Source organism: Spongiimicrobium sp. 3-5 (assembly GCF_046557915.1).
Classification (GTDB): Bacteria; Bacteroidota; Bacteroidia; order Flavobacteriales; family Flavobacteriaceae; genus JBHEBG01.
This window is the reverse complement of sequence record NZ_JBHEBG010000007.1, coordinates 83,156-98,577: the sequence shown is the minus strand read 5'-3', so window position 1 is coordinate 98,577 and position 15,422 is coordinate 83,156. Positions and strand designations below refer to the sequence as shown.

General features: G+C 42.7%; 7 protein-coding genes. 1 reads left to right on the top strand and 6 read right to left on the bottom strand.

The features are described from left to right. The 4 genes from ACEQ81_RS18035 to ACEQ81_RS18020 form a co-directional block, all read right to left on the bottom strand. Nucleotides 1-1,609 (bottom strand): C-type lectin domain-containing protein (locus ACEQ81_RS18035; protein WP_411032321.1); only part of this gene is annotated, 1,609 nt, incomplete at its 3' end. A gap of 354 nt (nt 1,610-1,963) precedes the next feature. Then, nucleotides 1,964-3,901: an OmpA family protein gene (locus ACEQ81_RS18030; protein WP_411032320.1), complete on the bottom strand. Its 1,938-nt coding sequence runs from the start codon at nt 3,899-3,901 to the stop codon at nt 1,964-1,966. A 10-nt stretch (nt 3,902-3,911) separates the two neighbouring features. After that, entirely contained in the window at nt 3,912-4,871 is a 960-nt protein-coding gene (locus ACEQ81_RS18025) for a type IX secretion system membrane protein PorP/SprF (RefSeq protein ID WP_411032319.1), read from the bottom strand. 14 nt (nt 4,872-4,885) lie between these two features. Then, entirely contained in the window at nt 4,886-8,716 is a 3,831-nt protein-coding gene (locus tag ACEQ81_RS18020; protein WP_411032318.1) for a gliding motility-associated C-terminal domain-containing protein, read from the bottom strand. Nucleotides 8,717-9,141: 425 nt separating this feature from the next. Here ACEQ81_RS18020 and ACEQ81_RS18015 point away from each other — a divergent pair, with 425 nt between their 5' ends. Next, nucleotides 9,142-10,731 carry a peptide chain release factor 3 gene (locus tag ACEQ81_RS18015; protein WP_411032317.1) on the top strand — a complete coding sequence of 530 codons (1,590 nt, stop codon included), beginning with the start codon at nt 9,142-9,144 and terminating at the stop codon, nt 10,729-10,731. Nucleotides 10,732-10,787: 56 nt separating this feature from the next. On the opposite strand, the gene ACEQ81_RS18010 is transcribed toward ACEQ81_RS18015, so the two are convergent. Further along, nucleotides 10,788-11,099: a DUF3467 domain-containing protein gene (locus ACEQ81_RS18010; RefSeq protein WP_411032316.1), complete on the bottom strand. Its 312-nt coding sequence runs from the start codon at nt 11,097-11,099 to the stop codon at nt 10,788-10,790. Nucleotides 11,100-11,109: 10 nt separating this feature from the next. Further along, nucleotides 11,110-15,411, bottom strand: coding sequence for a DNA-directed RNA polymerase subunit beta' (rpoC, locus tag ACEQ81_RS18005; protein WP_411032315.1), 4,302 nt, complete (start codon nt 15,409-15,411; stop codon nt 11,110-11,112). Nucleotides 15,412-15,422 lie beyond the last annotated feature (11 nt).

The following is a 15,422-nucleotide window of genomic DNA, read 5'->3' as shown; positions in this document are numbered from 1 at the left end:
TTATATCCTGGGTAACGGTGATGCTGTTGCCCGCCTCGTCCGTTACGCTATAGGTCCTTGTAATGGTCCCCGGGTTGGATCCGACCAATGCGCTGTCGCCTACAAAGGCCACAACAATGTTCGCCGCAGCGCTGCAGTTGTCCGCCTCGTCGGTCACCACCGTGATGTCGCTGGCCGGTACGTCGCCGATACATTCCACAGTGATACCCGCAGGATCGCTCGCCGTGGGGTCTACATTATCCATAGTAATCATTGTAGTCCCAGAAATACTTAGAACCGGATCTCCGGTAGTACCTCCATACTCTACTACATAGCCCTGAGGTGCATACGCTCCTCCTCCTCCAGCGTTGGGTAAATCATTCCATGATCCCTGTATCCCAACACTATTGTCTGTAATATGCGCATAATCTTCATTACCTGCCTGATTTGGCTCTCCTGTATTCCAAAATGCAAAATTAGGTGTACTACCACCTGCTGTTCCGTTCCAAAAAGTTGTCCCCGCTTCCGGACCTGTTACCCATTGCCAAACACCTTCCGTTGTAGCATCACTACCGCCAATCCAACCCACACCTGTTGCTTGGGATCCGGAAAAATCTGCTTCCGTCTGTGAGGTCAAGGTTGCCAAATACCCCTGTAACCCATAATAAGTCCGTAAAGAAGCGGCAGCATTTGCTGCTGTCCAAGTAATACCTACATTAGAAATAAATTCATAGTAGTGGCCTGTAGAGGGTAAAAAGTTTGCATCTCCTACCGTAATAGAAAAACCTCTAGTTCCTGTCGGATTGGTAGCACTACTTGAGTATACTACCGCACTAACGGCAGCCTCAAAGGCTGTTAGGGTAGCTGGTCCGGCAAGTGTAAGTTTTCCTTCCGACGCACTCCAAGTAGCCGTTATTGTTGGATGAGAACCTGTAAGTGCAAGAAGGTCTTCACCATTAATATATCCAGAAGAGATTTGAACCGATACTTCATCTGCCGTAGTATCATCGGCATCGGTAATACTAATGGTCTCAACAACCGGGATCGTAGTTCCTGGGCAATATACCTGATCTCCTGTCGTAGTAAGTACTGGAGCTATATTGGAACTAGGAACGGAAAATTGAACGTTATCTACAAAGATTGTTTCACTACCGCTCCAATTATTGTCTACTCCTTGAAAACGTATTCTCGAAGAGTTTGAAATCTGATTCGCAGTTAGTGTATGTGTAATTGAACCGCTTGTAGTGGTGTTAATCGTTGCGATGGTCTCATAAGAGCTTGTGCTGCTGTTATAAAGTCTTACCCGCAAGCCTTCGTTGCCCCTAGAAGTAGCGTCATAATCTAGCGTAAGAGTTACTGCGCTAGCTGCCGAAAGATCTAATGTTCTTGTAATGGTTCTACCATCTAGATTATTGAAGCGTAATTGACTGGAGACTATTCTAATTCTTCCGCCGGTAGGGCTGGTAGATTCCGACTCCGCCCAATTTGTGGCAAAATTTAACGTACCGTCATTTTGGGAGTAAGATTCCGGGAGGGTATTAAAATTATCCAAATAGGTGTCCTGACCAAAAACAAGAGTGGTCAAAAACAGGAATACTAAGAATGTGATATTCTTATGGGGTTTATTCATTGTAAGCAGGTTACGCAATCAATTCCCTGATTAACTATACTATAATGCGGAATTAATTACTACGGGGTTCGTAATCTTCTTGGGTCGATGGTTTTTATAAATTTGACATTCTATTGGCTAATTGCTGTAAAAGTAGCCGTTAGCCTTTCCGCCATGAAAAAAATGTTGTGAAGAACGCCAATACCTAAGTGAACACAAGAAATGTTGCTGTGTATCTCCTTTTTAAAAGCCTAAAAAATGTTAAAAAATGAAGTATTTAATCGATTAAGGCCTATAGAATGGAAGGTGAAAATATGTTAAAAAAAATACAGTTACCATGGGCAACTGCATTTTTTAAGTATAGGTCGGTAACTTTTATTCTAGTATTATAAACTCTGATCTTCGATTCAATTGATGCTTTTCTCTTGTACATTTTGTACCGTTTCCGCATTCATTTACCAAACGGGTTTCTCCATAACCCTCTCCTTGAAGACGATTTTCAGCGATTCCTTTTGAAATCATGTAAGCCACGGTAGATTCTGCCCTTTTTTGAGATAGCCATAAGTTATAGGAATCCTTTCCTCTGCTATCTGTATGGGAATTTACTTTTAGTTTTAGGCTGGGATACTTATCCATGGCCGCTATTACCTTCTGTATTTCGATCTCCGCATCGGGTCTAATCTGATATTTATTTAGGTCGAAATATATAGTACTAAGCTGCAACAGCTTGGCCAAATCGTCCCCAAAACCAGCAGTGACCGTACCTCGTTCTAAATAAAAATCCATTATTCTTGGTTTTCCATCGGATTTACCCAGGTATTCTTCCGACGGCACATAACCTTCTGTAAGTGCCCTTATGAAGTTTCCTTGGTTACAATCTATGCTGAGGCTATAGTTACCATTGGAATCCGTAATAGTCGTTAAAATCTCCTCGTTGTTTTCATCGATTACCTTAATCGTTGCACCCACTAATACTTCGTTGGATATTTTATCGCGTACGGTTCCCGAAATCTCTTGAATACAATCAAAATCCAAAGGCCTTGTTTCCACAAAGCTGTAAATATCATCTTCACCCATTCCGTCTGTCCGATTGGAAGCAAAGTATCCTTCTCGGGTTTCTTCATTAAAAATAAAGGTAAAATCGTCCATTTTGCTGTTTACGTTCTTACCCACATTTAAGACGGGGCCTGTAAACCGGTTATAGGCAATTTTGGTAGCGAATATATCCAAGCCTCCTAGACCTATATGCCCGTCTGAAGAAAAGTAAAGAATGTCCTTGCTCGTTACAAAGGGGAAGGTCTCCCGAGATTGTGTATTTATTTCGCTTCCCAAATTCTCCGGGGTTCCAAAGGTTCCATCACTATTGATGGTAACCCTAAAGATGTCCGATTCTCCCAAAGTTCCCGGCATATCGGAAGCAAAATACAAATAGTCTTCATTTGGACTTAAACTTGGATGTGCCACTGAATAATTGTCACTATTGAACGGCAGTTCTTCTAGACTTATCCATTCTCCGTTCTCAAGGGTAGCTCTCATAATTTTCAATCTAACAATGCCTTCATCATCCTTTACGTGTTTTCCCTCCTTAAAATTGTTTCTGGTAAAATACACGGTATTTCCATCTTTTGTAGCTGCCGAAGTAGATTCGTGATATCTTGTATTTACACTCTTCCCTAGTTTAACCACCTCATTTTGAGAGATGCTATCAGCATTCAGTTTATAGAGATTTAAGAAAGCTTTGGAGTTCCAAGAATGTCTGTACCGCGCAAAATTGCCCGTATCCCTATCCGAGGAAAATATGAGACCTTCTTTGTAAAACGCCGGGGCAAACTCGGAGTATCTTGAATTAAAACCGAAAGGGCTTATATCGTATCTGTTGGAATTCTTCTCTATTTCTTCCAAATAATCCTTATCTGTTTTATAACGGGAACCTGTACTTTCGTCTGCAGTAGCTGTTGTAAATTTGGACATCATAACGCCGGCATTGTCGTAATCTCCCAAGGATCTTAATGTTTGGCTGTATCTAAAATAATACTCCGGGCCAATTTCCGTCCCATAATCGTCTACCAGTCTTTTGTAAATTTCCGAAGCTTTTTCGTAGTTAGCGTTGAAATAATAGGAGTTACCCAATTTTTTTAACAAATCGGCAGAGACAAAACCCTTATCCAAAACGCGCTGGTAAATGTCTATTGCCGGGCTAAAGGAATATGCATCATACTTTTCATTTGCTTTATTCACCAAACGTTCCTGGGCATATGTATTCCCCAAAAAAGAGAAGACTAAAACGATGGTTACAAGTATATTTCTTATCATTTATATTAATTTAAAAGAAACGTGGGGAAACCAACCTTTCGAAAGACCTAACCAATTCAAACCGTAAAAAGACCTCAAAGGAACCATCATTAAACTGGGTTCCTCCCAAGTCGGTCGTTTCCCTATCATAAGCCAATCCGAGCATAATCTGATCGGATAATTGAAAGCCTACAAGACCGCTTATCGCAGCATCCCAACGGTACGCCGCACCAAAACTAAATTTGTCATTGAAGAGAAAACTGGCTGAGACATCCACTTGTAAAGGTGCTCCCCCAACTGCCTTGGTCAACAAGGCCGGTTTAAATTTGAAATTATTGTTTAAATCGAATACATATCCTGTAATTACATAAAAATTGATTCGTTCTGCAGAAAGAAAGGAAACGGAATCGGCATCGGTCTGTGAATTATCGAAATGTTCTGTTTCCAAAATATTGGGTGCCGATAACCCTAGATAAAACTTGTCCGTATGATAATAAAATCCTAGTCCAAAATTGGGCGAGAACCTATTTTGGATATTATCTCCATTGACCGTTTCTTCTTGTCCTGGCCGTTGTGCCAAGCTATTAAAGTCCAAATTTAAAAGATTACCCCCTGCTTTAAGGCCAAAAGATAGTTTACCTGTTAAGGAAACATCTATGGTGTACGATACCACCGCATCAAAGTAAGTTTCTTGCACAACACCATCTCCTATTTCATCGTTTATAACGGACAATCCGTATCCCAATCTACTATTTCGGATGGGGGAATGAAGATTTAAGGTGAAGGTTTCCGGTGCACCATCCAGACCAACCCATTGGGATCGATATAACGCAGCCATACTCAATTGACCTCTAGACCCGGCATAGGCCGGATTTACCGTAAGGGTGTTGAACATGTACTGGGTATACTGCGCATCTTGCTGCGCATATAGGCCTTGGATGATGGCAAAAAGAAATACTATGGGGACGAGGAAACTCTTTTTTAATATCATGCTATTGTAATATTTTACTTACTAACGTAAATATAGCCACTATCTGTAATATTTTCTTGATTATTTTGATACTCGAAGATGTAGAAGTACACTCCTGCTGGCACATAATCGTCCGCACTTAGTGTAGATCTACCCTTTGATCGGCCATCAAAAACATTGTTTTGATTGTTGTAACCTGTACCCTCATAAATGGCCACTCCCCATCTGTTAAAAATCTTTAAGGAGTTGTTGGGTATTCGATCCACCCCATTGATCCACAGAAATTCATTCTTTCCGTCTCCATTTGGTGTAACTAGTTGTGTTACCAGTATGGGTTCTTCCGTCACCGGTCTGTCGTCTGTAGGATCCAGGTAATCGGGTGTGCCGTCATCGTCCGTATCGTCGTTGGTGGGATCGCCGTCATCGTCAATGTCCTCATCGGGAGTATCTATCGTATCACCGTCGTCATCGAAATCGCGGTAGTTGACGTCTTCGGTACCGTCCGTATCGGGAAGGTCCGTGGCCGGGTCCTCTATCTCGTCGTTGACATCGTAGCCATCGTCCACATCGCTGCCCTCGTAACCGTCGTCCAGACCGTCGTTGTCCGTATCGGTACCCGTAAAGGTCTGGTCCGGGATGCCGTCGAAGTTGAAGTCGTTGCCCTCATTGTTGTCCGCCACCGTATCGTTGTCCGTGTCGAGGTCCAGATAATCCGGTTCATCGCTGCCGTCCGTGTTCTCCGGGTCCAGACCGCCAAGGTAGGCGGAGTTGACACCATCGTTCGCGGCGTAGGTGGCCTCATCGTCATCGTTCGGCGCTATGTAGCCCGCTGTGGTCTGTGCCTCTATGTTGTCCGGGATGCCGTCATTGTCGGAATCGATGTCCAAGTGGTTCGGCCTTGTGTCACCGTCGCTGTCAAGAGGGTCCGTCAAGGGGTCGTTGTCGCCATCCAGGTTGGGATCCTCGGTCGTATCCAGGATACCGTCGTTGTCATCATCCAGATCCACGGAATCGGGGACTCCGTCATCATCGGTATCGGGATCGGGATCGTTGTCGGGGTCCAGATAATCCGGTGTGCCGTCATCGTCCGTATCGTCGTTGGTGGGATCGCCATCATCGTCAATGTCCTCATCGGGAGTATCTATCGTATCACCGTCGTCATCGAAATCGCGGTAGTTGACGTCTTCGGTACCGTCCGTATCGGGAAGGTCCGTGGCCGGGTCCTCTATCTCGTCGTTGACATCGTAGCCATCGTCCACATCGCTGCCCTCGTAACCGTCGTCCAGACCGTCGTTGTCCGTATCGGTACCCGTAAAGGTCTGGTCCGGGATGCCGTCGAAGTTGAAGTCGTTGCCCTCATTGTTGTCCGCCACCGTATCGTTGTCCGTGTCGAGGTCCAGATAATCCGGTTCATCGCTGCCGTCCGTGTTCTCCGGGTCCAGACCGCCAAGGTAGGCGGAGTTGACACCATCGTTCGCGGCGTAGGTGGCCTCATCGTCATCGTTGGGCGCTATGTAGCCAACCGTGGTCTGTGCCTCTATGTTGTCCGGGATGCCGTCATTGTCCGAGTCGATGTCCAAGTGGTTCGGCCTTGTGTCGCCATCGCTGTTAAAAGGGTCCGTCAAGGGATCATCGTCGCCATCCAGGTTGGGATCCTCGGTCGTATCCAGGATACCGTCGTTGTCATCATCCAAATCCACGGAATCGGGGACTCCGTCATCATCGGTATCGGGATCTGGATCTCTGTCGGGGTCCAGGTAATCGGGTGTGCCGTCATCGTCCGTATCGTCGTTGGTGGGATCGCCATCATCGTCGATGTCCTCATCCGGGGTATCTATCGTATCACCGTCGTCATCGAAATCGCGGTAGTTGACGTCTTCGGTACCGTCCGTATCGGGAAGGTCCGTGGCCGGGTCCTCTATCTCGTCGTTGACATCGTAGCCATCGTCCACATCGCTGCCCTCGTAACCGTCGTCCAGACCGTCGTTGTCCGTATCGGTACCCGTAAAGGCCTGATCCGGGATACCGTCGAAGTTGAAGTCGTTGCCCTCGTTGTTGTCCGCCACCGTATCGTTGTCCGTGTCGAGGTCCAGATAATCCGGTTCATCGCCGCTGTCCGTATTCTCTGGGGTAATTCCTTCATCTCCACTACCTTCATAAGCATTGTCCAATCCATCCTGGTCATCATCTGCACCTTCGGGTGTTATATAACCTGCTGTGGTCTGTGCCTCTATATTGTCCGGGATGCCGTCATTATCCGAGTCTATATCTCTAAAATCTGGATTTGTATCTGAATCAGAATTTACGGGTACAATACCTCCTTCTCCATATACATCATCTAATCCATCTTCATCAAAATCCAAACCGGAAACGGGTATGTAACCTGCAGAGGATTGCCCTTCTAAATTATCTAGAACACCATCATCATCACTATCTATATCTCTATAATCGGGCACGTTATCGCGATCAGTATCTATAGGATCCAATCCTGCTTCATAGGCATCATCAATATCATTTTTGTTTAAATCGCCAATTGGTTCTATAAATCCTTCCGAGGTCTGCGCTTCTACTTTGTCTTTAATGCCATCGCCATCACTATCAAAATCCCTAAAATCTGGATATGGATCTTCATCTGAACTGACAGGGTTTAGCCCTAAATTGGAACCACTTTCATAAGCATCATCAAGACCATTTTGGTTGATATCATCGCCTGAAGGTGCTATATAATTCGTAAACGATTGTGCTTCTATGTTATCTCTGATACCGTCTATGTCGGAATCGATATCCAAATAATCCGGAATGTTCCCTTGTCCAATACCAGCATCGGTATTAATTGGATCTATACCAAACCCAAAAGTACCTTCGTAAGCATCGTCCAATCCATTTCCATTAGCATCTATACCAGAAGGAGCAACATAGGCATCGGAAGCTTGTCCTTCAAGGTTATCCAAAATTCCGTCATCGTCGCTATCTATATCCAAATAATTGGGTATCCCATCTCCATCACTATCTAGAGCATTGGTAAACGGATCATCGTCACCATCTATATTCGGATCCTCAACGGTGTCCAAGATACCATCATCATCGTCGTCCAAATCCACATCGTCTGGAACATCATCATCGTCGTTGTCTTCATCGGGTACTGGGCAATCAATGGTAAAATTAAAATCGAAAATCCAACGTTTTTCATCCCCTTTGGGTCCTATCCATCCCCATCCTGCCAAGCCTTCGGATCCAACATTTGAATCCCATAAGGCACCTCCCGGACCAATATGTACACCATAGTTTGGCGTATAGGGGTCGTTGGGATCCGGTCTTTGGGAAATTTTATAGGTACCTTCTTCCATACAATCCGTACCATAGGAAGTAACGTAACTTTTTTCTCCGTCTATAACATAATAATGCAAATCATTGGCTACTGCTTGCGAGCATCCTTCACTTTTAAACTGACCACCACCTGCGCTCCAAGTATTCCAATCCTTTTTGTCTTTTAGCACTACATAAATTTCTGCAATGCAATCTCCAAGCTTGGTATAACCGGTAATGCTTGCGGTTCCATTGTTGAACTCCTGAAACATAAGTCCATTCTCGCCATTGGATGCAAAAAAACCAGAGGCGTGTCCGTTAACAGCATCTGGCCACCAAAAATTCCCATAGGAGTTGCCTCCTGCATCGCATCGATCAGCATTGACCACTGTGCACTTTCTTAAGACTTCATAATCCGTTGGGGCATTGGTATCTTCGGAAAAATTTTCAGGCGTTATTTTAGTAAATGAGGACGTTAAGACTAAAAGCGTAATTGCACCAAGCCAAATGGCAAAGTAAATCGCACTTTTTCTTAGGTCCAAAAAAGTAGAGTTTTCCATAAGTGTCAGTAATTATTATTTACTAAGCACCATGGCTATGTAGGAAATTAAGTAAAAGATAAGAAGATAGGGCTTCTTTAAATTTAGTGCAAGATATACCTAAAATTTTGATCAACAAATTGTTTTGAAAGCATCCTTTGGCAATAATCTTTCAACAACAGTTTTACTCGATGAAGCGTTAATTTAGATATATTTTAACACTTCATACTTACGTATTCTTCAGCAAAAAAGATTACCGGCTATCCAAAAAACGAATAAAATTGTTTTTTATCGATGGGCCACAATATTTATTGCAAGAGATTTTAATTCGGTCTTTTTTAGGATAAAAAAGCATCTAAGGTCCGCGCTATCAGCTTATTGAAAATAACAAACCTATGGTTGGAATAGAACGCCATATTTCCCTTATTTTTGATCAAATTTTTTAAATGAATTTTGAAGAGGAAATATTAAGAAGAAGGACATTCGGGATTATTTCGCATCCGGATGCGGGAAAGACGACACTTACAGAAAAATTGTTGTTGTTCGGTGGCGCCATTCAGGAAGCGGGTGCTGTAAAAAACAATAAAATTAAGAAGACTGCCACTAGCGATTTTATGGAGATTGAAAGACAGCGTGGTATTTCGGTCGCTACTTCGGTACTTGCATTTTTGTATAAAGACAAGAAAATCAACATCTTAGATACACCTGGGCACAAAGACTTTGCAGAGGACACATTTAGAACGTTAACTGCCGTAGACAGTGTTATTGTAGTTATTGACGTGGCCAAAGGTGTGGAAGAACAAACCGAGAAATTGGTGGAAGTCTGTAGAATGCGCAATATTCCCATGATTGTTTTCATCAATAAATTGGACCGAGAAGGAAAAGATGCCTTTGACCTTTTGGATGAAGTGGAACAAAAATTGGGACTTTCTGTGACCCCATTGAGTTTTCCTATCGGTATGGGATACGATTTTAAGGGAATCTATAATATTTATGAAAAGAATATTAACCTTTTTAGCGGAGATAGTAAAAAGAATATTGAGGATACCATTGCATTCGATACTATTGACGATCCTGAATTGGACAATATAATAGGGGCTTCTGCAGCGGAATCGCTTAGGGAAAATCTAGAACTGGTAGATGGTGTTTACCCTAGTTTTGACAAGCTTAGTTATCTGGAGGGTTCTCAGCAGCCAGTGTTCTTTGGTTCTGCCTTGAACAATTTTGGTGTTCGCGAGTTATTGGATTGCTTTGTGCAAATTGCCCCATCCCCAAAAGACAAAATGTCCGAAGAACGTATGGTAAAGGCAAATGAAAAAAAAATGACCGGCTTTGTCTTTAAAATCCACGCTAATATGGATCCCAAACATAGGGATCGACTGGCGTTTGTGAAAATAGTATCTGGCACATTCGAAAGAAACAAGCCGTATTTACATGTAAGGCATAACAAAAATTTAAAGTTTTCTAGTCCCAATGCATTTTTTGCAGAAAAAAAACAAATTGTAGACGTTTCATACCCTGGAGATATTGTTGGACTGCACGATACCGGGAATTTTAAAATTGGGGATACCCTAACCGAAGGTGAAAAATTACAATATCAAGGCATTCCAAGCTTCTCTCCGGAACATTTCCGTTATATCAATAATGCCGATCCAATGAAGGCCAAACAGCTGTACAAAGGCATTGATCAGCTTATGGACGAAGGTGTGGCACAATTGTTTACGCTAGAGCTGAACAATAGAAAAGTAATTGGAACCGTAGGTGCCCTGCAATATGAGGTTATTCAATATAGGTTAGAGCATGAGTATGGTGCAAAATGCACTTATGAGAACTTTCCGGTACACAAAGCGTGCTGGGTAGCTCCAGAAAATCCTTCCAATGAAGAGTTTAAAGAGTTTAAAAGGGTGAAGCAAAAGTTTCTGGCCAAGGATAAAAGGAATCAACTGGTCTTTCTGGCCGATTCCCAATTTTCATTACAAATGACCCAACAAAAATATCCTACGGTAAAGCTTCATTTCACTTCGGAATACAATTGACGTTTTCTAAACCCTTAAAAATAAAAAGACCCGTAAAAAATTACGGGTCTTTTTTGTTATGCCTCTCCTGTTGGACCAAAATTTAATGGTATGGGAGGTTGCTCATAATCCTTAATTGTACCATGGGCCTTTTCAAAACGATTTACATTATCGTTCAATGCCTTAAGGAACTTCTTGGCATGCTGTGGTGTAAGTACAATTCTACTTTTCACCTTTGCCTTGGGCGCCCCTGGCATCAAACTAATAAAATCAACAACAAATTCTGATACTGAATGGTTGATAATTGCCAAATTGGAATAGGTTCCTTCGGCGGTTTTCTCATCCAACTCTATATTAATCTGCTTTTGTTTTTGATCTTTATCGGCCATGTCCAATATTTTAAAATTTCAATTCCTCTTTACGGGCCATGATCTCATCGTACTCTTCCTTGGAACCTACAATAATGTTCTCATAATCTCGCATTCCTGTACCAGCAGGTATTTTATGCCCTACAATCACATTTTCTTTTAGTCCCTCAAGACGATCTACCTTACCACTTACCGCGGCTTCGTTCAATACTTTGGTAGTTTCTTGGAACGATGCTGCCGAAATAAACGATTTGGTCTGTAACGATGCTCTGGTAATTCCTTGCAAGATAGGTGTTGCTGTTGCTGCAACGGCATCTCTTGCTTCCACCAAGGCCTTGTCCGCACGTTTTAAAATGGAATTTTCATCCCTTAGCTCGCGCGAGGTAATTATTTGCCCTGCCTTTAGGTTTTCTGACTCACCGGCTTCTTCCACGACTTTCTTGCCAAATATCTCGTCATTTTCCCTAATGAAATCGTCTTTATGGGCAAGCTGGTTTTCCAAGAAGATGGTATCTCCAGAATCCTGAATACGCACTTTGCGCATCATTTGTCTTACAACTACCTCAAAGTGCTTATCATTGATTTTCACACCTTGCAAACGGTATACTTCCTGAACCTCGTTCACTAAATACTGTTGTACGGCAGATGGACCCTTTATGGACAAAATATCTTCCGGGGTTATAGACCCATCGGAAAGTGGCATTCCTGCACGTACATAATCATTCTCCTGCACTAAAATCTGATTGGAGAGTTTTACCAAGTATTTCTTGATCTCCCCTAATTTGGATTCTATGATTATCTCGCGGTTACCTCTTTTGATCTTACCGAAGGATACTACACCATCAATCTCTGAAACTACCGCCGGATTAGACGGGTTTCTAGCTTCAAACAACTCGGTTACCCTTGGAAGACCCCCGGTAATATCGCCGGCTTTAGCCGACTTACGAGGAATTTTAACCAAAATCTTTCCTTCCTTGATTTTATCGCCATCATCTACCATGATGTGAGATCCAACGGGTAAGTTGTAGGATCGTAATACCTCATCCTTGGTATTTTTGATCAACAACGTAGGTATCAGTTTTTTGTTTCGCGATTCGGAAATCACTTTTTCCTGAAAACCTGTTTGTTCATCAATCTCCACCTGATAGGTAACACCTTGCTCTATATTTTCATAGGCGATTTTCCCTGGAAATTCTGAAACAATAACACCGTTATAGGGATCCCACTGACAGATGACATCACTTTTTTCTACTTTGTCCCCGTTCTTAATAAATATTTGAGATCCATAAGGAATGTTATTTGTGCTAAGGGTAATCCCCGTTTTAACGTCAACAACCTTAATTTCAGATGTTCTAGAAATTACGATATCTGCAGGTTTTCCGTCGCCGTCCTCTCCTTTTACAGTTCTTAAATCCTCTATTTCCGCTTTACCGGCAAATTTGGTTACCAGTTTATTATCTTCGGAAATGTTACCGGCAATACCTCCAACGTGGAAGGTACGCAAAGTAAGCTGTGTCCCAGGTTCACCAATAGATTGGGCTGCTACTACACCAACGGCTTCTCCACGTTGAACCATTTTATTGGTAGATAGGTTTCTACCATAACATTTACCACAGATTCCTTTTTGCGCTTCACAGGTTAAAGCTGAACGAACCTCTATCTTATCAATAGGCGAGGCCTCTATTCTCTTAACATCGGCCTCCATAACTTCTTGTCCTGCGGATAACAACAATTCTTCCGTTAGAGGGTTATATACATCGTGTAACGAAACCCTTCCAAGAATTCTCTCGCCCAAGGTCTCCACTACTTCTTCGTTCTTCTTTAAAGCCGCTACCTCTATACCGCGTAAGGTACCACAATCTTCTATGTTGATAATAACATCTTGTGATACATCTACCAATCTACGTGTTAAATAACCTGCATCCGCTGTTTTAAGAGCAGTATCCGCAAGTCCTTTACGTGCACCGTGTGTGGAGATAAAGTACTCCAAAATGGATAGTCCTTCTTTAAAGTTGGACAAAATTGGGTTTTCAATGATCTCTCCACCACCCGCGGTAGATTTTTTAGGCTTGGCCATCAATCCTCTCATACCGGTCAACTGGCGAATTTGCTCCTTGGAACCCCTTGCACCAGAATCCAACATCATATACACAGAGTTGAATCCTTGTTGGTCTTCCCGGATACGTTTCATTGCCAATTCTGTCAACATGGCATTGGTAGATGTCCAAACATCGATTACCTGATTATAACGCTCGTTGTTGGTTATAAGTCCCATGTTATAGTTCGCCATAATACCATCTACTTGCTCGTTGGCATCGGCTATCATCTCATGTTTCTCCTGAGGAATAATAATATCTCCCAAGCTAAAGGACAAACCTCCCTTAAAGGCAAACTCATACCCCATTGTCTTGATCTTGTCCAAGAAATCGGATGTGGTTGGCACATCGGTAACAGCTAATATGTTACCAATAATATCCCTTAAGGATTTTTTGTTCAATACATCGTTTACATAACCTGCCTGTTCGGGTACCACCATGTTGAACAATACCCTACCTACGGTAGTGGTAATGATCTGATTTACCAATTCTCCTTCTTCATTGAAATCTTTGGCCCTAACTTTTATACCGGCATTAAGCTCTACCATACCTTCGTTAAAGGCGATAACTACCTCTTCGGCAGAATAGAAGGTTAATCCTTCTCCCTTAACGGTTACTTCTTTGGTAGATTTTTTCTCCTTGGTCATGTAATACAGACCCAATACCATATCTTGGGATGGTACGGTAATCGGTGATCCGTTTGCGGGGTTCAATATATTGTGCGAAGCAAGCATCAACAATTGGGATTCCAAAATTGCTTCTGGGCCCAAAGGTAAATGCACTGCCATTTGATCTCCATCAAAATCCGCGTTAAAGGCCGTACACACCAATGGGTGAAGTCTAATGGCCTTACCTTCTATCAGTTTTGGTTGAAATGCTTGTATTCCCAAACGGTGCAATGTAGGGGCTCGGTTCAATAATACCGGATGTCCCTTAAGTACATTCTCTAGAATATCCCAAACTACAGGTTCTTTTTTGTCTATAATCTTCTTGGCCGATTTAACGGTCTTTACAATACCTCTTTCGATCAACTTGCGTATTACAAAAGGCTTGTACAGTTCTGCCGCCATATCCTTGGGAAGGCCACATTCGTACAATTTCATCTCGGGACCAACAACAATAACCGAACGTGCCGAATAATCTACCCGTTTTCCCAAAAGGTTTTGACGAAAACGTCCTTGCTTCCCTTTCAACGAATCCGATAGGGATTTTAAAGGTCTGTTAGATTCTGTTTTTACTGCCGATGCTTTACGTGTATTATCGAACAAGGAATCCACTGCCTCCTGAAGCATACGTTTCTCATTTCTAAGAATTACTTCTGGGGCTTTAATCTCCATTAATCGCTTTAATCGATTGTTTCTGATGATTACCCTTCGATATAGGTCATTTAAATCCGATGTAGCGAAACGACCACCATCCAAAGGTACCAAAGGACGCAATTCTGGAGGAATAACGGGTACCACCTTCATGATCATCCACTCTGGTTTGTTCTCCCTGTTTTCTTGCGATTCCCTAAGTGCCTCAACAACTTGAAGGCGTTTTAAAGCCTCTGTCTTACGTTGCTTGGAAGTCTCGGTATTTGCCTTGTGCCTTAGGTCGTAGGACAGTTGGTTTAGATCTATCCTTGCCAAAAGGTCTATTAGACATTCGGCACCCATTTTAGCGATAAACTTATTTGGATCACTATCTTCCAAATACTGGTTTTCTGCTGGGAGGGTTTCCAAGATGTTAAGGTATTCCTCTTCCGTTAAGAAATCCATCTTTTGGATTTCGGTGCCTTCTTCATTACTCTTTGCAAGACCAGGTTGAATTACAACATAACGTTCGTAATAAATGATCATGTCCAATTTCTTGGAAGGTAATCCCAAAAGGTAACCTATTTTATTGGGTAAAGAGCGGAAATACCAGATATGTGCAACCGGTACTACCAGGTTAATGTGCCCAACTCTGTCTCGGCGCACCTTTTTCTCTGTTACCTCAACACCACAGCGATCACATACTATACCGCGGTACCGGATTCTCTTGTACTTTCCACAAGCACATTCGTAATCCTTTACCGGGCCAAAAATACGTTCGCAGAAAAGCCCATCTCGCTCTGGCTTATGCGTTCTATAATTAATGGTTTCGGGTTTTAAAACCTCTCCTCTCGACTCTCCCAAAATAGATTCTGGAGATGCCAATCCGATAGAAATTTTATCAAACCTTTTTACTGGGTTATTATCTTTAAGTCTAGCCATAACAATATGGT